Annotated in this window: 18 protein-coding genes; 14 read left to right on the forward strand and 4 right to left on the reverse strand. The window is 40.2% G+C overall.

Annotated elements, in window-relative coordinates; genetic code table 11:
• The first annotated feature begins 31 nt into the window (after positions 1-31).
• The 3 genes from J2Y37_RS07385 to J2Y37_RS07395 all read left to right on the forward strand — a co-directional run bounded on the left by J2Y37_RS07385 (position 32) and on the right by J2Y37_RS07395 (position 4481).
• Positions 32-1795: a neutral/alkaline non-lysosomal ceramidase N-terminal domain-containing protein gene (locus J2Y37_RS07385; RefSeq protein ID WP_349032406.1), complete on the forward strand. Its 1764-nt coding sequence runs from the start codon at positions 32-34 to the stop codon at positions 1793-1795.
• Positions 1792-3072, forward strand: coding sequence for a D-arabinono-1,4-lactone oxidase (locus J2Y37_RS07390; RefSeq protein WP_349032407.1), 1281 nt, complete (start codon positions 1792-1794; stop codon positions 3070-3072). Before J2Y37_RS07385 ends, J2Y37_RS07390 begins: the two co-directional genes overlap by 4 nt.
• 245 nt (positions 3073-3317) lie before the next feature.
• Positions 3318-4481 carry an alanine racemase gene (locus J2Y37_RS07395; protein ID WP_349032408.1) on the forward strand — a complete coding sequence of 388 codons (1164 nt, stop codon included), beginning with the start codon at positions 3318-3320 and terminating at the stop codon, positions 4479-4481.
• A 58-nt stretch (positions 4482-4539) separates the two neighbouring features.
• Here the strand turns inward: J2Y37_RS07395 and J2Y37_RS07400 are convergent, their stop codons facing one another.
• Positions 4540-4980 (reverse strand): universal stress protein, encoded by a 441-nt coding sequence (locus J2Y37_RS07400; RefSeq protein ID WP_004668980.1) that lies wholly within the window; start codon positions 4978-4980, stop codon positions 4540-4542.
• Between the two features lie 55 nt (positions 4981-5035).
• Between J2Y37_RS07400 and J2Y37_RS07405 the strand changes: the two genes are divergently transcribed.
• The 6 genes from J2Y37_RS07405 to J2Y37_RS07430 all read left to right on the forward strand — a co-directional run bounded on the left by J2Y37_RS07405 (position 5036) and on the right by J2Y37_RS07430 (position 10235).
• Entirely contained in the window at positions 5036-5377 is a 342-nt protein-coding gene (locus tag J2Y37_RS07405) for a hypothetical protein (RefSeq protein WP_349032409.1), read from the forward strand.
• A gap of 107 nt (positions 5378-5484) precedes the next feature.
• Positions 5485-5976 carry a DUF2505 domain-containing protein gene (locus J2Y37_RS07410; protein ID WP_005195693.1) on the forward strand — a complete coding sequence of 164 codons (492 nt, stop codon included), beginning with the start codon at positions 5485-5487 and terminating at the stop codon, positions 5974-5976.
• A 136-nt stretch (positions 5977-6112) separates the two neighbouring features.
• Entirely contained in the window at positions 6113-6595 is a 483-nt protein-coding gene (gene def, locus J2Y37_RS07415; RefSeq protein WP_349032410.1) for a peptide deformylase, read from the forward strand.
• A 154-nt stretch (positions 6596-6749) separates the two neighbouring features.
• Entirely contained in the window at positions 6750-8027 is a 1278-nt protein-coding gene (locus tag J2Y37_RS07420) for a glutaminase (RefSeq protein WP_349032411.1), read from the forward strand.
• 272 nt (positions 8028-8299) lie between these two features.
• The gene (locus tag J2Y37_RS07425) at positions 8300-8668 is read left to right on the forward strand and encodes a hypothetical protein (protein ID WP_349032412.1); all 369 of its coding nucleotides are present in this window, start codon (positions 8300-8302) and stop codon (positions 8666-8668) included.
• A 292-nt stretch (positions 8669-8960) separates the two neighbouring features.
• Complete coding sequence (locus J2Y37_RS07430; RefSeq protein ID WP_349032413.1) at positions 8961-10235, forward strand: hypothetical protein; 1275 nt, start codon at positions 8961-8963, stop codon at positions 10233-10235.
• Between the two features lie 44 nt (positions 10236-10279).
• Here the strand turns inward: J2Y37_RS07430 and metH are convergent, their stop codons facing one another.
• Entirely contained in the window at positions 10280-13966 is a 3687-nt protein-coding gene (metH, locus tag J2Y37_RS07435; protein ID WP_349032414.1) for a methionine synthase, read from the reverse strand.
• A gap of 436 nt (positions 13967-14402) precedes the next feature.
• Here metH and J2Y37_RS07440 point away from each other — a divergent pair, with 436 nt between their 5' ends.
• A complete protein-coding gene (locus tag J2Y37_RS07440; RefSeq protein WP_349032415.1) occupies positions 14403-16031 on the forward strand; it encodes an inorganic phosphate transporter in 1629 nt (542 codons plus the stop codon).
• 310 nt (positions 16032-16341) lie between these two features.
• Complete coding sequence (locus tag J2Y37_RS07445; protein WP_349032416.1) at positions 16342-16836, forward strand: hypothetical protein; 495 nt, start codon at positions 16342-16344, stop codon at positions 16834-16836.
• Between the two features lie 123 nt (positions 16837-16959).
• On the opposite strand, the gene J2Y37_RS07450 is transcribed toward J2Y37_RS07445, so the two are convergent.
• Both J2Y37_RS07450 and radA read right to left on the reverse strand, forming a co-directional pair.
• Positions 16960-17964, reverse strand: a complete 1005-nt coding sequence (locus J2Y37_RS07450) for a Tim44-like domain-containing protein (RefSeq protein WP_349032417.1) — start codon at positions 17962-17964, stop codon at positions 16960-16962.
• An 81-nt stretch (positions 17965-18045) separates the two neighbouring features.
• Positions 18046-19437: a DNA repair protein RadA gene (gene radA, locus J2Y37_RS07455; RefSeq protein WP_349032418.1), complete on the reverse strand. Its 1392-nt coding sequence runs from the start codon at positions 19435-19437 to the stop codon at positions 18046-18048.
• Positions 19438-19791: 354 nt separating this feature from the next.
• On the opposite strand from radA, the gene J2Y37_RS07460 reads away from it, so the two are divergent.
• The 3 genes from J2Y37_RS07460 (at position 19792) to lysA (ending at position 22943) form a co-directional block, all read left to right on the forward strand.
• Positions 19792-21300 (forward strand): alanine/glycine:cation symporter family protein, encoded by a 1509-nt coding sequence (locus J2Y37_RS07460; protein WP_004668967.1) that lies wholly within the window; start codon positions 19792-19794, stop codon positions 21298-21300.
• 130 nt (positions 21301-21430) lie between these two features.
• Positions 21431-21670, forward strand: coding sequence for a lipoprotein (locus J2Y37_RS07465; protein ID WP_004668966.1), 240 nt, complete (start codon positions 21431-21433; stop codon positions 21668-21670).
• 22 nt (positions 21671-21692) lie between these two features.
• Positions 21693-22943: a diaminopimelate decarboxylase gene (gene lysA, locus J2Y37_RS07470; protein ID WP_130161067.1), complete on the forward strand. Its 1251-nt coding sequence runs from the start codon at positions 21693-21695 to the stop codon at positions 22941-22943.
• Positions 22944-22947 lie beyond the last annotated feature (4 nt).

Consider the following 22947-nt stretch of genomic DNA (forward strand, 5'->3'; position numbering starts at 1 on the left):
TAGAAAAAGAATTTAACAAGGGAAAATACCAATGTATCAGGTTGGTTGGGATAAGCAGGAAATTCAAATAAAACCCAAAGGCTACGCCATGTTTGGTTATGGCCAATGGTCACATCGTGCTTATGAAAAGCGAACGGCTTTATATGCACGCAGTTTTAGCATTGTCGATCAGCAGCAAAATCGGCTTATTTTTTGCTGTCTCGATTTAGGCTGTATTACCCATGCGATACGTAGTCAAACGGTGACGAGACTTCAGCAAAGCTTTGGTTCAGCGTTTAATGAAAATCAATTGGTCTTGACCGCAACCCATACCCATTCAGGGCCGGGCGGCTGTGCACATGAAGCCTTGTATAACATGCCAACACCGGGTTTTGTGCCCGAACACTTAAGTGCGATTGTCGATGCGATTATTCTGAGTTTTCTGACTGCCATAGCGCAAGAACAAGAGACTGAGATTTTCCTGACCACACAGAGTTTTGCAGAAAACATACCTGTGGCATGGAATCGTTCAATTAAGGCTTATAACCGTAATCCTGATGTCATCCAATATTCAGAAACTGAAACACATTTGGCGATGAATCGTGAAATGCAACTGATCGGTTTTTATCGGGGGCAAAAATTACAATCCTTTATTTCTTTGTTTGGGGTGCACGCCACCTGTCTTGGAAATAAGCTAAAGGCACATGATGGCGACAATAAGGGCTATGCCGCTGCATTTTCAGAGCAGGCTTTGATTGATCAAGGGATTCAAAATCCTGTCACGATTTTTGCGCAAGCAACGGCAGGCGATGTTTCCCCACATTTTCATGGCAAAAACCAACTCAATATTCGCAACAAAATTAAAGGCGAACAAGAGTACCAATATGCACAACAAAATGGACGTTATCAAAGTGAATTGGCTCTGGCTGCATTTCAGCAATCTTGGCAAAAAATCACCTTACAAAAAGTAGAGGGGGAAATTGATGCAGTATTGTCTTATGTGGATTTAAGCAATATTGAAATTCCGCCTGAGTTTGCTGCTGGACAAGTCGGTGCAAAAACCAGTCAACCGTGTCATGGCGTTGCTTTTTTTGCAGGAACGCCTGTCGATGGACTCGGTGCGCCAAAGCCTTTAATCAAAGCGATGCAGTTTTTAGCCAATCAATATCGTAAACAAAAAACCAAGTATCCTTTAGCACCTGATTTTACTGCCTATCAACAACTATATGCCTCACAAGGACCTAAGCCAATTTTACTAGAAGCAGGCGAAAAAAAGATTTTAGGGCAGCCGATTGGTTTTCCGCCGAGTATGCTTGATCCGTTGATTGCAGAAATGAATCGACAAGTCAAAGTAGGGGCAATACAGCAAAGTCCTTTAGTGCCGAGTGTTGTGCCATTACAAATCATTCGATTAGGTCAGTTAGCACTTGTGTGCTGTCCGGGTGAGTTTACGACCATTGCAGGACAACGCGTTGTTCATAGTGTAAAACAAGTTTTGGCTGATCAGCCTGATATAGATCGAGTTTGGTTAAGTTCTTATTGCAATGATTATATGGGGTATGTCACCACTTATGAGGAATACCAAGAACAAGCTTATGAAGGTGGGCATACCTTATTTGGTCAATGGACACTTGCCGCTTGTCAAAGCAAATTCAAACATTTAGCAGAACAATTATTGCGAGATAAGAATAAACGTAATGATGTTCAAGGTTATGATCAAACGACGCGACCAAAGCCGATTCCAGAACAAGAACTCGCAAAGCGAACCAATCACGGTAATTTAAAAACTGCCGTAGGCCAAGGAGAGGCAGTATGAATGAATTTAGTCAGGCAACTTGGTCGAATTGGTCAGGTTTTCAAAAAGCTTATCCTGAGCAGATTTTACAACCGACCAATATTTTAGAGTTACAGCGAATTGTGCAAGATTATCCAAAAATACGGGTGGTCGGTGCAGGACATTCATTTACGCCTTTGGTCTGTACCGATGATTTGTTATTGTCTTTAGATCGTATTGCAGGTGTGGAGTCTTCAGATATTGACCGCTGTCAAAGTACCATCTATGCAGGAACACGATTATACCATTTAGACCAACACTTAAACCCGATCAATCAAGCCTTGATGAATCAGGGCGATATTGATCAGCAGAGTCTGGCAGGTGCAGTTTCAACAGGTACACATGGCACAGGCGCAGATTTGCATTGTATTTCGGCTTATGTCGAAGCCTTTGAGTTGCTGACGGCTTCAGGGGAAATCCTAAAATGTAGCCGAACAGAACATCCTGAAATTTTTGCCGCAGGACGTGTTTCCTTAGGCAGTTTAGGGATTTTGACCAAGATCACCATGCAAAATCGTCCACGATATAAGCTGAAAGAGCATATCGAACTTTGCCCCCTCGAAGATATGATGCAACATATTCAGCAATGGAAGCATCAGCATCGGCACATTGAGTGTTTTGTATTTTCCTATGAAAAACAGGTGATGTTAAAAACCTTAAATGAAACTGATGAGGAACTTTTGCCACGTAAAGAAAACTTCCCATCGGATGATACTTTGCTGACTATGTGCTCTGAGCTCACCCGATTTTTCCCGCCAATCAATCCCTATTTGCAGAAGCTTTTAGGAGTGCTGGTTAAACCAACAACTTATGTGGATTGGTCGAGTAAGATATTTCCAACGCCGCGCAATACTAAATTCAATGAAATGGAATATCAGATTCCTGTTGAGCAAGGCATCGAATGTCTAGATGAGGTTTTACATACCTTAAGAAATTATAAAGTCTCAACTTTTTTCCCACTCGAATTTCGCTTTGTCAAAGGTGATGATATTTGGCTGAGTCCTTTTTATCAGCAAGACTCGATTTCGATCTCGGTTCATCAATATCACAAACAAGATCCGCGTTCGATTTTTGATGTGGTTGAACCGATTTTGCAGAAATATAAGGGTCGTCCACATTGGGGGAAAATGCATAATATAACCACCACGCAGCTTCGTGCTTTATATCCAAAGTGGGATGATTTTATGGCTTTGCGTCAGAGACTTGATCCGCAAGCCAAGTTTTTAAATCCATATTTAGAAAAGTTGTTTTTGGGTTAAAGAGCGTTTTTATGGGCTGGAATATTTTTAGCGGAGTCATGCCGTATTCTCATCTAATTAAGGAATAAGCTTTCAGCTGGACTTATTTTGGTTTCGCCCTGAGAGGTGTTTAAAGCTCATTAAGGTGTATTTTAACTTCTTGCGCTTCGCCAACGCTACAGTCGCTTTGGCTTGCTCAGGTTGTAGATGACTTTTTCGCGTATCGAATTGTATGTAAATTTTCTTTGATTGAAAAGGATATGAAAATGTTGGATCATTATTTTAAACAACTCAATTTCAATCTAAAAAAACAGGGGGTTGTGACACCACAACTCATCGTGGATGCGGCTGCTTTAAAACAAAATATCCAACATGTACAAGTGCGTTTTTCACATGCTCAACACTTGAAAGCACGTTTGGTGGTGAAATCGCTTGCCTGTCTAGACTTATTAAAAATGTTGTCTGAACAGATCAATACGCAACGCTTTATGGTGTTTCACCAACCACATATTATTTCAATCTTAGAAAATTTTGCTGAAGCTGATATCTTATTAGGCAAGCCCATGCCAGCCCAAGCCGCGGGTTATTTTTATGAAAAGCATTCCGAATGGTCACACGCCAAGATTCAGTGGCTGATTGATACCAAACAACGCCTACAGCAGTATTTAGAAATTGCTCAGGTATATTCAATTTGCTTAAACGTGAATATTGAAATTGATGTTGGCTTACATCGAGGTGGAGTGGAATCCACCCAGCAATTGGCTGAAATATTGAAGCTGATTCAGCAATACCCACAGTATTTAAAGCTATCAGGTTTAATGGGCTACGATGCACATGTCACTAAAATTCCAGCCATCATTAAAAAGCCTGAACTTGCCTATATAGAATCACAACAGACCTATGCCAATTATCAAAATTTCATTCAAAAACAGTTCCAAACGTTATGGAGTGATGGACTTTGTTTTAATGGTGGTGGTAGTCCAACTTTCAGTTTTCATACCACTGAAAGTGTTTGCAACGACTTATCTTTTGGTTCGATGTTATTAAAACCGAGTGATTTTGACAGTGATTTTTTAAAAGCTTTGCAGCCTGCATTATGGATTGCCGCGCCCGTATTAAAAGTACTGCCTTTTACTCAGCTTCCGTCTATGTCTTTCCTCGATAAATTGCCACATAAATCTAAGGCGTTGTTTATTTATGGAGGATATTGGCTAGCAAATTATGTCTATCCAAAACAAGCACACCCACATGTTTTGTATGGACGTAGTAGCAATCAAGAGTTGGTTAATGTCCCGAAAGATTGTGATATTCAAGTAGATGATTTTGTGTTTTTAAGACCGACACAAAGCGAGGCAATTATTCCTCAGTTTTCTGAATTAAAGGTATATAAGCAGCATGTTTTTGAAAGCTGTGCGACTTTTCGAGAATAGATTCAATCCAATAAAAAACCTTGTGATTTAGCACAAGGTTTTTGAATCAGAAGATACTTTATTGCTTTATGACCAGAACTGGAATGTGTGATTCAGTCAGGACTGTACGAGCAACACTACCGAGCAATAAACGTTTTACCCCAGTACGACCATGCGAACCCATAATAATCAAATCTGCCCCAATTTCATCAGCAACAAAAAGTATGCCTTCACTGGCCGAGCCATGATAAATTTTAGTGGCAACATTGATATCATTTTGACTAAATGATTGAGCAATGTCCTGTAACTGTGTTTTTGCATGTGCCTCAGCTTGCATAAAATGCTCAGTTATCGCAGGTGCAACTTGGTAAAAGTCCACGCCCACATAAGGATCAACTGCAACCACACTCAGCACTGTGACTTTTGCACCGGATAATTTCGCCAAAGACAGTGCATGTTCAACCGCCGCATAAGAAATTGGAGAGTCGTCCACAGGGACTAAAATATTTTGATAAGACATGGTTACTCCTTATAATTTATCGTTGTGATCATTTGGGTTTGTTGAAGACCCTAATATGTTGATAACATACTTAAGCCGCCTCAAGCAAATAAAAATAGGAACCTTTGTGTTACTCAGCTTAGATGCTTTTAAACAGCAAAAATTCGACCAGATAGCAACTAAAATAATCGCCGATCCTGAAACATATTTATGTTTTGATTCGGTTTCAGATTTTTATAAGGCGACGTGGTTAAATGAATTTCCTCAAGGTACGACATGGTCGGCAACAGGCTTAGACGATGGTGCTGAACAGTTCTATGCTGTGATTGAATATGGCTATCAATATTTATCGATCAGTCGTACAACATCAGTTGCTGTAAAATTAGGCATACGAGAAAATCACAATAAGAATAACTAATCGGAGCAGTCACCAATTTTTGCTGGTTCAGACTTTGCGATTCAAATGAGAATGATATACTTCAGACGGTGATGAAATCCTAAATAAAACGAAATGGAAATTTAAAAATGGCACATCAATTTACGGTAAATGAAACAATTCATGGTGTTTCAATTGAAGACTTTTCAAGACTGGTTGCGAATACAGCTTTGCATGAAGCAGTGTGTAAACGTATTCCTGGGGAAAACTTAGAAATTATTGAATCTGCTATAAACGGTGATACTTATACGCTGCGCCGTGAATATAATCTTGATGTAAATATTCCAGATGTTGCGAAAAAGTTGTTAAAAAATGCATTCCGCTTAAAACGTTCTGATATTACCCATTTGAAAAATTTAACTTCAACGGTTGAGTTGGGTGCAAATTTACCTTTAGAAGCAAAAGGTGAGCGTAGTGTTACGGGTGACAGTGAAAAAGTAAATATCTCTTTGACTTGGACTGTAAAAGTAAAAGTGCCATTGATCGGCGGTATGCTAGAAAGACATGCTGAAGGTGAAATTCGTAAATTTAGCCAACTCGAAATTGAAATTGTTGCTGATGAATTAAAGAAAAATCTTTAATTTAACTTAGATTAGAAAAAACGCTTCGTACCATCAATACGGAGCGTTTTTTTATTTTAGCGTGAAAATGATAGAAGCCACATGAAATATCCAATACTATGTTATTTACTATTTGATCAAGAATAAGGTCATTGTTATGAGTGTGGTTTTAGCTGTAGCACAGCGCGGTGAAGATATTTTAACCCTTAAAGCTGCAACCGTTGGGGATGGAGAGTTTAATAGTGAATGGTTGATGCAACTTGCTTCAGCGATGCATGCGACCATGCTTGATCGTAATGGTGTTGGGATTGCTGCACCGCAGGTTTATATTTCAAAACGAATTATTATTGTCGCTTCTCGTCCAAATATACGCTATCCCGATGCGCCTGAAATGGATGCAGTAGTGATGGTGAATCCTGAGATTCTAGCCTTTTCTCAAGCCACTTGTTTAGGTGAAGAAGGGTGCTTGAGTGTGCCAGATCAGCGCGGGGTAGTGGAGCGAGCACAAGCGATCAAAGTACGTTATTACACTTTGCAAGGTGAGGTGGTTGAAACCACTTATGAGGGTTTTCCTGCGCGTATTGTTCAACATGAAGTTGATCATTTGGATGGTGTGTTGTTTGTGGAGCGGATGAATTAGTTTGATGTATGGCATTTTAAAACATACTTTAAGTTTACACGGTGTATGGCAACCTTTAAATTATTACAAAAGCTATAATTTCAATATTATCAGTAATCTGTACTATAAGACTTAATCTAAATTATAACTTGAAACATTCAAAGGCTAGATGACCATGAAAACTCCTCTTCCTGATTATTTGGCACATGTGATTGATGCCTGTGATATCGATAACGGTGGTCATCTAGCCGATTATATTCCTGAGTTGGCAAATGCAAATCCCAATCGTTTGGCGCTAGCTTTGTCCACAGTAGATGGTGAAATCTATTCAGTTGGGGATGATGAGATTGAATTCACAATTCAATCGATGTCTAAACCATTCACTTATGCCTATGTGCTACAACAGCTTGGCATTGACGCTGTATTAGATAAAGTTGGGGTTGAACCATCGGGTGAGGCATTTAATGAAATTTCATTGGGTAAAGATCGCCGTCCTAAAAATCCGATGATTAACTCAGGTGCAATCACCACACATTCATTGATCCCCGCTAAAGAAAATTTATCTAGCGCAGAAATTTTACGGCAATTTTTGAGTGAGCTTGCAGGACGTGAACTGCGTTTTGATGATGCTGTTTATGATTCTGAGGTGAAAACTGCATATCGCAATCTCTCAATCGGTTATATGTTGAGAACAGTCGGGATTTTGGAAACTGATCCTGTTGATATTGTGAATGGCTATATTCGTCAATGCTCGATATTGGTAACAGTCAAAGATCTGGTGCGTATGGGCAGTGTTTTTGCCAACGGGGGGATCGATCCTAAAACAGGAAAACGTTTATTGAATAGCGCTGTGGTACGACAAGTCCTGAGCGTGATGATGAGCTGTGGCATGTATGATGCAGCAGGTGACTGGCTCACGACTGTTGGAATTCCTGCCAAAAGTGGTGTCGCAGGCGGAATATTAGGTGTGTTGCCAGGTCAGGTCAGTATTGCTGTTTTTTCTCCGAAGCTCGATGAACACGGCAATAGTGTCCGTGGCATTGATATCTTGGAAAGATTATCTCGTGATATGGGTTTGCATCTGATGGAAGGCACACCTTCAGCACAGACCATTGTACAGAGTCATTATCGTACTGGGAAAAATGCATCCTTAAGTGTGTATGTGCTTCGGGGCGTTTTGAAATTTACTGAAGCAGAAATGTTATTGCGTATTTTACAAGCCGAGCCGATTGATCAAAGCACAATCGTGATTGATTTGACTCAAATTTCAATCATTCATGATGTCGGTAAACGTATGTTCCTAGAGGGAGTCGATCGTTTGATTGATGATGGGCATACCTTGCTTTTGGTCGATCCTGAACAACGTCTAGATCATGCACGAACTCATAAAGATCGTATCTTACGTGTTTATCAGAACCTTGATGATTTGATTGAGAAACAGAAAGAGCTGTGAGAAGAAAGAGCCTTAAATAGCATTCGTCTGAATTGCGGCGGTGAGGTTTGCTTAAATACAGTTTTGGCATCACGCTATACATGGATCACTTGGATGGCGTGTTGTTTGCAGAGCAGATGTCTGCTTAAAAGTGGAGATTAATGAAGCCTTATTATAAAAATTTGAAACAGCCATCCCCTGATAAATATACTAAACTCAAACAATAGAATTGATTAAACCAGATGTCGAATATATTTTCGTATTTTCTTACATCACACGTTAGGAGCGTTTCAATGAAAAAAACTTACCTCATATTAGCTTTAATTTTGTATATGTTGCTGAATCCTTTGGCTGCTTTTGCTGAGTCTATTGAATCAAATGAGGTGATGGATATTTTCATTGGGACGTTGGATGTTAAAAACAAGAAAGTGATTTTGACGCGTTGTGATATTAGTAGAAATATATATGAACTAAAAGATGCTGAATGGAGTGGTGAAAAAGCAGTTTCAAACTTTTTATCTAAGGAAAAAGATATGATAAAACCTGTATATGCTGAGGTTGTTGGAGCTTATAGAGGTGATGGGAGTAAGAATATGCTTTTAGTTGATTCAATTAGTGATGTTACAGAAAGAAAAAGTTGTCATTTAAGTGATTTATTCTAAATTCTAATCTGTATCAAGTAGTTATTTTTTTTGGAAACAGAGATTGCAATACCTTTTAGTAAAGAGGGCTGTCGTAAATCTAAAGTTGTTATTTTATTATCTGTACCTTCTCATTTTTAAAGGATGGTTAGGGAGGATTAAAAAAATATAGGTTAAATAGTTGGTATGAGTATCTCTCAACTTTTAAGGTCAGGGAGGGCTCGCTAAATTTTAAAAAACGAATTTTATTCACAGAAACAAATTTATCTGTAATTATTAAATTCTTGTATATTATAAAATAATTAGGTGATTTATGAATTTTAAATTAATAAGTATAAGTGTATTAACAGTTTTTCTTATCACTGGATGTGGTAGTGATAAGAAAGTAGGAGGTTCAGTTGAAAAAAATATACTCACAATTCAAGCTGAGGAGTTTAACGATAAAATTAAGCTAAATTTGAAAGTTGGAAATTATAGTTTAAGTGCTAAAGGAAATGACCCTGACGTAACTCTTTCTTTTTGGGAGTTTGATAAATTAAATGATTTTTTTTACGGAGATCTAAGACTTATAGCGGAAAATAAAAAAGCTAGTTTTGCTACACTTGCTTGGGGAAGTAATTACAAATATAGTTTTTTATTCTGTATCAGTTATTTGGAATGTGCCGATAATACTAGTTATAGATTTGACGAAGTTGGTCGAAAATTAAAGGTAAGTTTTAAAAAAAATTCTAATCAACTGATTAGAGATTACGTAGAGGAAGCGGAAAGAGAGAGTGCAAGAGCTATACCTGCAACTATTTCAGGTGATTTGGAATTCAAAATTCCATCTAATTGGCTAGCTTTCAATAAAAATCGATTTCCAGAAATAAAGAAAAAAGGAAGCCTAAAATTTGATGATCAAACTTATCAACTATCTGAGATAGATTCCGACGTTGTTTTCTATAGAGATGGTAGCGGTGAGTATATCAGTAGTGTAGACCATCTTAATTTTAAAAATGATGAAGAGACTATTAGTATTCATATTTACCAAGGTGTAGCAGAGAGTAATTCATTCAAGGATACACGCTTAGAAATTATTAATTATAATAAAAAAGGTAAATTAATTTTTTCCTTTGATGACTTTGTTCCAGCTTCATTTATCTCATGGACAGATAATGGAAAAATATTATCAATTAATATGGAAAACTTAAAATTGTATGATAAAGAAAGAGATATAAATAAAATATTAAATATAAATTTTGATATCCCTAGAAATATCTCTAATTTAAGCCTCAACAATGAAAATGTTCTATTATCAACCTCAAGGATTGATTTCGCTTATGTCATTAATGATCAGAAAATATATGCAATCAATTTAAAGAATTATTCTGAATCATATTTTTTAAATATAATTCAAGAGTTTAACGGAAATCTATCAATTGAAAGTGTTGATGGTGAATCAAAGATAACCTGCGGAGATCGTAATAACTCTTGTTTAGGCTTATCAATCAATTCGGATAAAAAAACTTTTAAATTTGATAATGTTAAATTAGGAAAAGATGTATTAAATGGAACGATTTACATCGCAGGAGTCCTTAATTCAAGATAAGGAAAAAAACCCCCTCAATCGAGGGGGTTTTTTATCACATAAGTTTATCCAATCGAATCATCTAAATTAGGCGCTAACCAACGCTTCGCTTCATCCAGTGTCCAACCTTTACGCTTCGCATAATCTTCAAGCTGATCTTGAGAAATCTTGCCCACGTTAAAGTATTCACTTTCAGGATGCGAATAGTAGAAACCACTGACAGAAGAAGGCGGCATCATCGCAAAGTGTTCAGTCAGTTTCGTACCGATCTTTTCTTCCGAACCTAACCAATCAAATAGCACTGCTTTCTCAGAGTGCTCTGGACAAGCAGGGTAACCCGGTGCAGGACGAATACCGACATACTTTTCTTTGATCAGTTCATCATTGTCCAAAGTCTCATCGACTTTATAGCCCCAAAACTCTTTACGGACACGCTGATGTAAATGTTCTGCAAATGCTTCAGCAAAACGATCTGCCAAAGACTGAATTAAAATTGCAGAATAGTCATCACCTTTGGCTTTATATTCATTTGCCAATTCTTCCGCACCGAAGATCGACACGGTAAAACCACCTAAATAATCTTCTGGCTGCTCAGATTGTTTAATAAAGTCAGCTAAAGACAGATTTGGTTTACCTGTGACTTTGTCAGATTGCTGGCGTACATGTTCAAAAGTATGCGTGAGTTGTTGAGCCGATTCATCAAATACACTGACCGTATCCGCACCAGTACGTTGCGCAGGGTACAAACCAAACACAGCACGTGCATCGAACAGTTTATTGTCGATCACGTCTTTTAACATCGCTTGAGCTTGGTTATATAAATCTGTTGCTGCTTCACCCACGACTTCGTCTTGTAAGATTTTCGGGAATTTTCCTGCCAAACTCCAAGAAATAAAGAATGGTGTCCAGTCGAAATACTCCACCAAGGTTGCAAGTGGGTAGTTGGTGAGAACGTGTGTGCCCAATGTATTTGGAATCGGCGGCACATAGTCTTTATCGACCTTAAAGCCATTTTTAACAGATTCTGGGTAGCTCAGTTTTGCCGCTTTAGGTTGCTTATTGGCTAAGCGCTCACGAATTTTGGCATATTCAGCACGTTGTTCTGCGATAAAACTACCACGCATTTCAGGTGAAAGTAGGGTTGTTGCAACACCCACCGCACGCGATGCATCGGCAACATAAATCACCGCATCATTTGAATATTGCGGGTCAATTTTTACTGCGGTATGGGCTTTCGATGTGGTCGCACCGCCAATCAATAGCGGAATATTAAAGCCTTTGCGCTGCATTTCTTTGGCAACAAACACCATTTCATCGAGTGACGGGGTAATCAAACCCGACAAACCGATGATGTCACATTTCTCATCAATCGCCGTTTGCAAGATTTTTTCACAAGGAACCATGACTCCAAGGTCAACGATGTCGTAGCCATTACAACCAAGTACCACACCCACGATATTTTTACCAATATCATGAACGTCGCCTTTGACGGTTGCCATCAGGACTTTACCTTTAGGCTTGCTATTTGTTTTTGCCGCCTCGATATACGGATTCAGCCATGCCACCGCTTGTTTCATCACGCGCGCAGATTTGACCACTTGTGGTAAGAACATTTTGCCCGAACCGAATAAGTCACCGACGACGTTCATACCATCCATTAATGCGCCTTCGATGACATCAAGTGGACGTTTTGCTTTTAAACGCGCTTCTTCTGTATCTTCATCAATATAGGTGGTGATGCCTTTAACAAGGGCATATTCAAGACGCTTTTCTACAGATTGATTACGCCACTCAAGGTTTTCCGCTTCACGTTGTGCACCGCCTTGACCACGGTATTTTTCAGCAACTTCAAGCAACTTTTCAGTGGCGATTTGACCCGACTCACCTTGGTTTTGATTGAGAACCACATCTTCAACTGCTGCCTTGAGGTCAGGGTCAATATCATCATAAATGGCCATTTGCCCAGCATTGACGATCCCCATGGTCATGCCTTGTTTGATGGCATGATAGAGGAATACTGAGTGAATCGCTTCACGGACAGGTTCATTCCCACGGAATGAGAATGAGACGTTAGATACACCACCTGAAATCATCGCATGGGGTAAGTTCTGTTTGATCCAACCCGTTGCTTCGATAAAGTCCACAGCATAGTTGTTGTGTTCTTCAATACCTGTTGCAATGGCAAAGACGTTCGGGTCAAAAATAATATCTTCAGCAGGGTAGCCGACTTCATTGACCAAAATGTCATAAGAGCGTTTACAGATTTCGCGTTTACGCGCAGCGGTATCTGCTTGTCCAGCTTCGTCAAAAGCCATGACAATCACAGCAGCACCATACTGGCGGCATAAGCGTGCTTTCTCGACAAACTCGTCATAACCTTCTTTTAATGAAATCGAGTTGACGACGGGTTTACCTTGTACGCATTTCAAACCTGCTTCAATGATTTCCCATTTTGATGAGTCAATCATGATCGGTACACGAGAAATATCAGGCTCAGATGCCACAAGATTCAGGAAATGCACCATCGCAGTTTGCGAATCGAGCATCCCTTCATCCATATTAATATCGATGATCTGTGCGCCTGCTACCACTTGTTGCTGAGCAACTTCTAAGGCTTCTGCAAAGTTTTCTTCACGGATTAAACGCAGGAATTTTTTTGAACCTGTGACGTTGGTACGTTCACCGACATTCACAAAGAGTGAGTCATCATAAATGTTAAATGGCTCTAAACCACTTAAACGACAGGCAGGAACGGTTTCAGGTATTTGTCGCGGTTTAATATCTTTTACGGCATTATAAATAGCGCGAATATGATCTGGTGTGGTACCACAGCATCCGCCCGTGATATTGATTAAACCACTTTCAGCAAATTCTTTGATGAATTCAGCCGTTTGTTCAGGTGTTTCATCATATTCACCAAACGCGTTTGGCAAGCCTGCATTTGGATGCGCTGAGACAAAGGTATCTGCAATATCGGCAATGGTTTTAACGTGCGGACGCATCGCATCTGCACCCAAAGCACAGTTAAAGCCGATAGAAAGTAAATCGCCGTGACGGACAGAGTTCCAGAATGCTTCGGCAGTTTGACCTGTTAAGGTACGACCAGAAGCATCGGTAATCGTGCCTGAAATCATCAATGGCAGTTCACGACCGATTTGCTTGAAGACCTCTTTGACCGCGAAGATCGCAGCCTTACAGTTTAAGGTATCAAAAACGGTTTCGATCAGGAGGATGTCTGAACCACCTTCGATCAAAGCATGGGTTGCTTCTATATAGTTTTCTTTAAGTTCATCGAAAGTAATGTTACGAAACGCAGGATCATTTACATTTGGCGAAATTGAACAGGTGCGTGATGTTGGCCCCAATACACCAGCCACAAAGCGTGGTTTATCTGGCGTTGAGTATTTATCACAGGCAGCTCTGGCTAAACGCGCAGCTTCACGGTTGATCTCTGGAACCAAATCTTCCATGTGGTAATCGGACATTGAGACGCGAGTACCATTGAAGCTGTTGGTTTCGATAATGTCAGCACCAGCATCCAAATACGCTTCATGAATGCTTTGAATAATTTGTGGTTGTGTTAAAACCAATAAATCATTATTACCTTTAAGGTCCGATGCCCAGTCTGCAAAACGTTCCCCACGATAATCTTCTTCTTCTAATTTATGGCGTTGAATCATAGTTCCCATCGCACCATCAATGATCAGGATGCGCTGGGCGAGAAGTGATTTTAGGGTGGCAAGTGTGGACATAAGGAACCCCAGTATATGATGAAGATAAAAAGCAGGGGCATTGTAACAGAAGCCGTATCAATGCGTATATTTTCAGTACAGTAGAGTGATGATCTGTCAGTTCACATTAAAAATGTCTTCAACGTTTCATTAAACTGCAATAATTAAAAGTAATAATGTTTAAAAATAAAACAGTGTCCTGAAATATGACAATAACATGTCAACTTTCGTAGCATTTGTTGCAAAATCAGACAAACAGTTTTTAAAGTGTTTTTGTTTTATTAATTGTTTGTTTTTATTGGTTTTAATAAAGTAATAAGGTGGATTTGTCGCCAAAAAACATGAAAAATTGATGTAAAAGTATGAAATTTTGGCTTCATATGGCATTCCTTTGTCATATAATTGTCATAATTTAATTAAACAATACGGGGGATTTCATCATCCTCTGTCCGTCTACATGAATTCTAATCTTCCCCCTGCTTCGGATTCACCACTTGCCAACCCAGCGGCAAAATCAACGAATGTACATGTACCAACACCGAAATTTTTTATGCCGGTGTTTTTGACGATTATTGTTGCAACACTTATTTATATCGGTTTTCAGGTGAGTGCTGACTTAGCACATGTTCCTGCTTTAAGTTTATATTCTGTCATTTTATTATCAACGGCTCTTTTTATTGCTTTGGCTTTCGAGTTTGTAAATGGTTTCCATGATACTGCCAATGCGGTAGCGACGGTCATTTATACCAATGCACTTCCTGCACCTGTAGCGGTGATGTGGGCGGGCTTCTGTAACTTCTTAGGGGTTATGGTTGCCAGTGGTGCAGTTGCATACGGTATTATTGCATTGCTTCCTGTTGAAATGATTATGAATGTAGGCAGTGGTGCAGGCTTTGCGATGGTATTTGCATTGCTGATTGCAGCGATTGTGTGGAATCTGGGAACATGGTTTCTCGGTATTCCTGCTTCTAGCTCACATACATTGATTGGCTCAATTTTGGGTGTGGGGATTATGAACCACTTGCTCAATGCTTCAACTGGTGCGACCAGTGGCATTGACATGGATCAAGTGCTTAAAGTTGGTAAGGCTCTACTGTTCTCGCCAATGATTGGTTTCGCTTTCGCTGCGGTTCTATTCTTGTTGGTTAAGAAGATATTTAAAAACCAAATGGAGTTGTTCCAACCACCTGTTGGCAATAAGCCACCACCGCCGTTAATTCGCGGTATCTTGATTTTCACTTGTACTGGGGTCAGTTTTGCTCACGGTTCAAATGATGGTCAAAAGGGAATGGGCTTAATCATGTTGATCTTGATTGGCTTGGTTCCATTGGCATATTCATTAAATAAAAATTTAGATGAAAAACATTTACAGTCATTTGAACAATTGTCTTCTCAAACGGCTTTGGTTTTAAATGTTGATCGACAAGATTATTCTGATGAAAAAGCGCGTGAAGTGCTGACCACCTATATTCAAACCAAAGAACAAACGCCAGAAGTTATACCTGCATTGGCAAGTATCACCAATCATTTAGGCGAGAAAGTTGCAGCTTATGGTGACCTCAAAAGCATTCCAGAAGAAGGTGTGGCAGAGTTACGTAATGACATGTACTTGAGTACGACTGCTTTTAAACGTCTAGACAAAGCTGAAGCATTGCCAGTGATGAATGATGAACAAAAGAAAGTGGTGAAAGAGTATCGCAGCAATATGGATTCATTCTTACAATACATTCCAACTTGGGTAAAAGTGGCAGTGGCACTTGCGCTTGGTCTCGGTACCATGGTGGGCTGGAAACGTATTGTAGTGACTGTCGGTGAACGTATTGGTAAGAATCACATGACCTATGGTCAAGGGATGTCTGCTGAGCTTGTTGCGATGAGTACGATTGCGGCGGCTGATGGTTTTGGTATGCCAGTTTCTACAACGCATGTTTTAAACAGTGCGGTTGCGGGTACCATGGTTGCGAATAAGTCAGGCTTGAACTTTGCCACAGTCAGAACGATTCTATCTGCATGGGTATTTACTTTACCAGCAACGATCTGTTTATCAGGTGGCCTATACTGGTTATTCCTACAGTTTGTTTCTTGATTTAACGATTCGATTTTAGATGTTAAAAGCTTTGCTTCGGCAAGGCTTTTTTGTTTTTTAAATGGCTCTCTTGCTTAAATCTGTTCTTAACGGCATATTCAAGCCTATAATTTATAAATGAATAAGCTTGTAATGCTTGTACTGTTCATCATTTTTCTAGAATTAAGTTTTGGTTAATCAGCAAATATAATGATGAGGCTCAATGCTATGCTGAACCAAACAGTAAGTGAGAGAACCACTTTGAAATAGTTCTTCAGCGCAGTAAAGCGTTTTAAAGTTGACAAGCATATGGCGTATAAGGGGAATGGAAATGTATTTTTTATCTAGAATCTGGGCTGAATTACGCGCTGTTTTTTATACGATCCTATTGGTTTTGGGCTCATCATCACTCTATGCCAAAACACCCACGTTTCAGGATTATCCTGCAAAAAAGTACGCAGGAGGAAATTACCCCTTAAAACTCAATCCACATAGCCAAAAATACCGCACTTTATTTAAAGAGATGTCCAAACAAAAACCAAATTTTGCAGGGCACTATGTTATGGAAACGGTTGGTTGCGGTGGGGGATGCAGCTTTGCTTTAGCCTATAATGCCAAAACAGGGCAGAGCTTTATGTTGCCTGATACCTTTGCTGATTGTTATAGTGAACAGAAAGGCTTTACTCAAAATGATATTGTTTACCAAAAAGACAGTCGTTTGGTCATGGCTGTGGGGAGTCGTTTTGGTAATCAAGAAATTTGTGAAACCGTGTATTACCAAGTGGATAATGATCGTTTTCAACAAATTTCAAAACAATTGAGATAAGAAGCAAGATACTTGTATAGAAAGGAATACGTTGCTTTTGGCTGAGTATGTTCTATCTTCTTTTAGATTAAAATGGGCAAAAAAATGGCTACTCTAAAGTAGCCATTTTTTATTTATTAGGTTTTAAGCTTGTTGAATGCCTGCAACAACCCAATCTTGTTGTGAGCCAGCAGGTTTAACAAAGTGCCAAATTTCAGTAAATGGCTGTGGCAAGCTATTCAGATCTTCGCTCACAGTACCCGTAAAACGAACGCTGACAACGTATTGACCATTTTCAGTTGAACTTTCGACCACCATTGCATTGAGGTTGCTAAATTCAGCCACATCTTGATCTTGGTTGGCCATAATGTCGCTATACATCGAGTTGTAAAGCTCTGGTGATAAATAACGACGAATTTCTTCGATATTATTTGCGTTGTTCACTGATTGGATGTGGTTAAAGCGTTGACGTGCAGTACGCAAGAATGCCGCCGGTTCAGTACCATCTGGCAGTTGATTGCCATTGCTGGTCGAAGCACTACCAAATGGTGCTTGAGTTGGAGCATTGCCGAAAGGTGCTTGAGTCGCAGCACCACCACCAACTGATTGACCAAAGATATTGGTGTTGTCACCTGTTTGGCGAGCAGTTGGTTGTGATGTTGTTTGACGATTAAAATTATTTCGACCGCTATTGTTCGGAGCGTACGGATTATCTGCTGCTAATTTTTTTTTTGCGCCTAATCTGCGGAACACAAAGAAGGCGGCGGCGGCTGCAAGTAGAACCCAAATCCAACTAGGAAGCCCTTGTTTCTCCTCCTCGGCTGCAACAGCTTGTTGTTCTGTTTGAGCTGGATCTTTATCATCTGCCATTGCGTTTGCTGCAACGGCACCTAATGCTGCGCCAGCGACACCTGCGGCAACCATACCACCGACACCAGGACCTGCTTTTTGAGGTGCAGCAGTCGGAGCGGCTTGTTGTTGTGCTGGTGGAGTCGCTTGGCGAGGTTGTTGATAAGACTGGCTAGATGAGTTAGATCTGCTCATACCATGACTCTTTCCGCCGCCTGCACGTTTCGCTTCTGCGAGTGGTGCAGCAACCAAGGTTGCCATTAATAAAGCGGCCATCAAGCCACGCTGGTGTACTTGCATCGAAAATCCCTATTTAGTTCCAATTAGTAAGTGTATTTATGCAGGCATTTGCACTGAATTTCAACTAGAAAAGCATTTTTTTTATGACAATTCATCACTGAGCTGCATTGCTTCCGTTAATGCCTCATGTAATCGTGCTACAGCAATCACTTGAACACCTTCGATTGGTTTTTGTGGTGCATTGCCTCGAGGTAAAATCACATATTTAAAACCATGTTTAGCGGCTTCTTTTAAACGTTCCTGACCATTTGGAACGGGGCGGATTTCACCTGATAGCCCAACTTCGCCAAAAACAGCCAATTGTTGAGGTAAGGCTTTGCCACGTAAGCTGGATGCGCAGGCAAGTAGAACCGCAAGGTCAGAACCTGTCTCGGTGATTTTTAAACCACCGACCACATTGATATAAACATCTTGACCAGCAGTTTGAACCCCGCCGTGTCGATGCATGACTGCAAGCAACATATTTAAACGGTTTTGTTCTAAACCCAGTGCGACACGACGAGGTTGACCATGTGCATCATCGACTAAGGCTTGAACTTCAACTAGGAGAGGGCGAGTACCTTCACGGCTGATCATTACAATTGAACCCGGAATGGCTTCATCATAACGACTCAGGAAAATTGCGGATGGATTGGCGACTTCACGTAGACCTTTATCGGTCATTGCAAAGACCCCAAGTTCGTTGACTGCACCAAAACGGTTCTTGACTGCACGAATCATGCGATAACGTGAGTCAGATTGACCTTCAAAATAGAGCACGCAATCGACCATGTGTTCCAAAACACGAGGACCAGCCAGTGCACCTTCTTTGGTGACATGACCTACGAGAAACAAAGCAGTGCCGCTATTTTTGGCGTAACGGGTGAGTAATGCAGCGGATTCTCGAATTTGTGAGACGCCACCAGGTGCTGATTGTAAGGTTTCGGTATATAAGGTTTGAATGGAGTCCAATATGGCAACAGCAGGACGCACTTGTGCTAAAACATCACAGATACGTTCAACACAGGTTTCAGCCATGACTTTGAGTTGATCGGTAGGCAAATCTAAACGTTGTGCCCGCAATGCAACTTGAGAAAGTGATTCTTCGCCAGTGATATAGAGTGCTGAGCTTTTTTTGCTGGCCATGTGGGTGGCAGTTTGCAGCAAGATTGTAGACTTACCAATCCCCGGATCGCCACCAATCAAGACCACTGATCCTGTGACTAAGCCACCACCTAAAACACGGTCAAACTCACTCACCCCTGTGGCTAAGCGGGTTTCATTGGAAACGGAGACTTGATTTAATGTGGTAATGCTTGCTGCTTGACCTGCATATCCACCGCCCATTTTGGGTTGACTACGATGAGTGACGCTCGGTTCTATGCGGATTTCAGTGAGACAATTCCATTCACCGCATTCGGTACATTGCCCAGCCCATTTCGGATGATCTGCGCCACATTGTTCACAACGGTAAATAGTTTTAATTTTTGCCATATTTAAAATTGAAAATTTTCTGTAAATTAGTTAAAAAGTAAAGTAATTACGAAAACATTGCGCCAATCGTATTTCTCTTAATAAGGATGAAGAGAAAAGGGCGATTTTCGTAACTCACTGGTTAAAGGGAAGTGCTCAGCAAAATAACATGATATAAGACTTTTACAAGTAAGATACAGTGTGTTTTTGAGTTAATATACTTGTTCAGTTCACTTTTTCCATGGACGGTTTTGAGCATTTGTTCAATTCTTGGCATGATACTCCGGTTGATTGGCATAGATATTGCTGATGCTCAAGCAAATGGAAATATAACGGTTGTTATATTTCCAATTTTAATAAAAAAGGTTGATATATATGAGTGCAGCAGAAATTGTTAATTGGGTAAATGGCATTATCTGGAGCCCCGCGCTAATCTATTTATGTTTAGGTGCAGGTTTATTTTTCTCTATTCTTACGCGTTTTGTCCAAGTACGACAGCTTAAGGAGATGGGAAGGCTATTAATTAAAGGAACATCCTCTTCACAGGGTATTTCATCATTTCAGGCGTTATCCGTTTCACTTTCTGGTCGTGTTGGTGTAGGTAACATTGCTGGGGTTGCCGCAGCGATTGGTTTTGGTGGTCCGGGTGCTGTATTTTGGATGTGGGTGGTTGCATTTTTAGGTGCAAGTACCGCTTATGTCGAATCGACTTTAGGTCAAATTTATAAAGTTGAATATCAAGGACAGTATCGTGGTGGTCCCGCTTTTTATTTTGATAAAGGTTTAGGGCAGCGCTGGTTAGGTGTTCTCTTTGCGATTGCTGCAATTATTTCCTGTGGTTTGTTCTTGCCGGGCATTCAAGCGAATGCAGTCGGAAATGCATTTACGCAAATTACAGGTGACGGTGCCATTGTTTTTGGCAATGTCGGTGCTTATAAGTTGTTGGCACTTGTTATCATTGTCACGTTATTATCTGTCATTATTTTTGGTGGTATTAAACGTATCGCTCGATTTGCTCAGTTTGTTGTACCATTTATGGCACTGGGCTACATTATCATGGCGTTGGTGATCATTTTTATGAACATTCAGGAACTTCCGGGTGTGGTTAAAATGATTTTTGCTGATGCTTTTTCACCAATGGCAGGTATCGGTGCTGCGATTGGTTGGGGAGTAAAACGTGGTGTTTACTCAAATGAAGCAGGCCAAGGTACAGGCCCTCATGCAGCAGCGGCGGCTGAAGTTCAACATCCAGCACAACAAGGTTTAGTACAGTCTTTCTCTGTCTATGTTGATACTTTATTTGTTTGTTCAGCGACCGCGTTCATGATCTTGATTACGGGGATGTATAACGTTCAAGGTACTTTAGAAGCAGGTCAATTTATTGTGCAAAATGTCGGTGCTTCTGTTGAAATTGGTTCACCAGCATTCACTCAAATGGCTGTAAGTACGGTCTTTGGTGGTTTTGGTCAAATCTTTGTCGCACTCGCGGTTTTCTTCTTTGCTTTCACGACAATTATTGCCTACTACTATATTGCTGAAACCAATATTACTTATCTCAGCTATATCACCAAAACACCTTCATTAATGTTCCTGACTAAGTGTTTCATTCTTTCAGCCGTTATTTATGGTGTGATTAGTGCGACGGGTTATATTTGGGGAATTGGTGATATCGGTGTTGGTCTAATGGCATGGATTAATATCATTGGTATTATCATGACCTATTTTATTTGGAAACCAACCATCAAGGCACTCAACGATTACGAGCAACAACAAAAAGCAGGCGTGACGAAGTTTACTTTTGATCCAGTCAAACTCGGAATCCGTAATGCAACATTCTGGGAAGATCGTTTGAAGAAAGAAAAAGAACAAGAACAAAAAAAATGATCTAGTTTTCTCTAGTTAAGTATCGCCCAACATAAAAAAACAGCCCCAGTGGCTGTTTTTTTATGTTTAGACTTTAGCCTATCGATTGATCACGCTATACTGCTGCGAATTGTAAAAGTTAGGTGCTCAGATGCGTCCAGTCATTTGTTCTATCAGTGTGTTGTTGAGTTGTGTTGTATTAAGCGCATGTGGTCAGTCGGGTGCATTGCAACTTCCTTCTGATCCAAATCATGATAAGCGTGCAAAATACCTGCTTTATAAAAATGAAGCATCTACAGCCAAAGTATCATCTGATCTAAATAAGGATGAAGCGAAAGTGGAAAGCCAAGCAACATTATCAACGACTGAATCACAACCAACGTCACCTTAAGTTTGTAAACAAGGACATTTTCATGAGTTTCACGCGCATTAATGGAGTATTGCATGCTGAGCAATGTTCATTGGATCAGCTCGCACAGCAATTCGGCACACCTTTATATGTTTATTCAAAAGCGACTTTGGAGAAGCATTATTTGGATATGCATCGTGCTTTTGATTTTATTGATCATCAAATCTGTTTTGCGGTGAAGTCAAACTCAAATATCGCTGTTCTGAATGTCTTGGCAAAACTTGGTGCTGGTTTTGATATCGTGACGGGCGGTGAGTTGGCGCGTGTGCTTGCAGCAGGCGGTGAGCCATCAAAAATCGTATTCTCTGGTTTAGGTAAATCTGAAGCGGATATTGAAAAAGCTTTAAATGTCGGTATCGCGTGCTTCAATGTTGAATCTTATGCCGAGCTTGATCGGATTCAAAAAGTTGCGGCTAAATTAGGGAAAAAAGCCCCGATTTCTTTGCGTGTCAATCCTGATGTCGATGCTAAAACCCATCCTTATATTTCAACGGGTTTGAAAGAAAATAAGTTTGGTATTCCGAGCGATACTGTAAATGAAACTTATCAATATGCAGCATCACTTCCGAACTTAGAGATCGTCGGGATTGATTGTCATATCGGTTCTCAATTGACTGAGACCAAGCCTTTTGTGGATGCACTTGATCGTGTGATGTTGATGATCGAGCAGTTGAAAAGCCTAGGTATCACCCTAAAACATATTGATATTGGTGGCGGTTTAGGTGTTTGTTATAAAGATGAAATACCGCCTACTGTTGCAGAATATGCCAATGCACTGCGACCTGCTTTAGAAAAGCTCGGTTTAAAAGTATATATGGAGCCGGGTCGTAGTATTTCTGCCAATGCTGGTGCATTACTGACTAAAGTTGATTTACTCAAACCAACCAATCATCGCAATTTCGCCATCATTGATGCGGCAATGAATGATTTAATTCGACCAGCTTTGTATGAAGCATGGATGGATATTCAATCCGTAAACCCGAATGCCGATGTTGAAACTAAAACTTGGGATTTAGTGGGTGCCATTTGTGAAACAGGCGATTTTCTAGGTAAAGAGCGTGATTTGGCATTGCAGGAAAATGATGTATTAGCGGTATTAGGTGCTGGCGCATACGGTTTCGTAATGAGCTCAAACTACAATACCCGCGGTCGTGCTGCTGAAGTTATGGTCAATGGTGATCAAGCCTATTTAATTCGTGAACGTGAAACAATAGAATCACTCTGGGAAAAAGAGCATTTGTTGCCTCAGGAGTAAATCG

This window comes from Acinetobacter sp. 3657 (assembly GCF_031456775.1).
GTDB lineage: Bacteria > Pseudomonadota > Gammaproteobacteria > Pseudomonadales > Moraxellaceae > Acinetobacter.

Coding starts and splice junctions, on each gene's coding strand:
- radA (WP_349032418.1), bottom strand. CDS start 19,437: ATGGCAAAAATTAAAACTATTTACCGTTGTGAACAATGTGGCGCAGAT.
- J2Y37_RS07465 (WP_004668966.1), top strand. CDS start 21,431: ATGCGTCCAGTCATTTGTTCTATCAGTGTGTTGTTGAGTTGTGTTGTA.
- J2Y37_RS07405 (WP_349032409.1), top strand. CDS start 5,036: ATGTTGATAACATACTTAAGCCGCCTCAAGCAAATAAAAATAGGAACC.
- J2Y37_RS07395 (WP_349032408.1), top strand. CDS start 3,318: ATGTTGGATCATTATTTTAAACAACTCAATTTCAATCTAAAAAAACAG.
- J2Y37_RS07420 (WP_349032411.1), top strand. CDS start 6,750: ATGAAAACTCCTCTTCCTGATTATTTGGCACATGTGATTGATGCCTGT.
- J2Y37_RS07450 (WP_349032417.1), bottom strand. CDS start 17,964: ATGCAAGTACACCAGCGTGGCTTGATGGCCGCTTTATTAATGGCAACC.
- J2Y37_RS07385 (WP_349032406.1), top strand. CDS start 32: ATGTATCAGGTTGGTTGGGATAAGCAGGAAATTCAAATAAAACCCAAA.
- lysA (WP_130161067.1), top strand. CDS start 21,693: ATGAGTTTCACGCGCATTAATGGAGTATTGCATGCTGAGCAATGTTCA.
- J2Y37_RS07400 (WP_004668980.1), bottom strand. CDS start 4,980: ATGTCTTATCAAAATATTTTAGTCCCTGTGGACGACTCTCCAATTTCT.
- J2Y37_RS07430 (WP_349032413.1), top strand. CDS start 8,961: ATGAATTTTAAATTAATAAGTATAAGTGTATTAACAGTTTTTCTTATC.
- J2Y37_RS07410 (WP_005195693.1), top strand. CDS start 5,485: ATGGCACATCAATTTACGGTAAATGAAACAATTCATGGTGTTTCAATT.
- J2Y37_RS07460 (WP_004668967.1), top strand. CDS start 19,792: ATGAGTGCAGCAGAAATTGTTAATTGGGTAAATGGCATTATCTGGAGC.
- J2Y37_RS07425 (WP_349032412.1), top strand. CDS start 8,300: ATGAAAAAAACTTACCTCATATTAGCTTTAATTTTGTATATGTTGCTG.
- J2Y37_RS07440 (WP_349032415.1), top strand. CDS start 14,403: ATGAATTCTAATCTTCCCCCTGCTTCGGATTCACCACTTGCCAACCCA.
- J2Y37_RS07390 (WP_349032407.1), top strand. CDS start 1,792: ATGAATGAATTTAGTCAGGCAACTTGGTCGAATTGGTCAGGTTTTCAA.
- metH (WP_349032414.1), bottom strand. CDS start 13,966: ATGTCCACACTTGCCACCCTAAAATCACTTCTCGCCCAGCGCATCCTG.
- J2Y37_RS07445 (WP_349032416.1), top strand. CDS start 16,342: ATGTATTTTTTATCTAGAATCTGGGCTGAATTACGCGCTGTTTTTTAT.
- def (WP_349032410.1), top strand. CDS start 6,113: ATGAGTGTGGTTTTAGCTGTAGCACAGCGCGGTGAAGATATTTTAACC.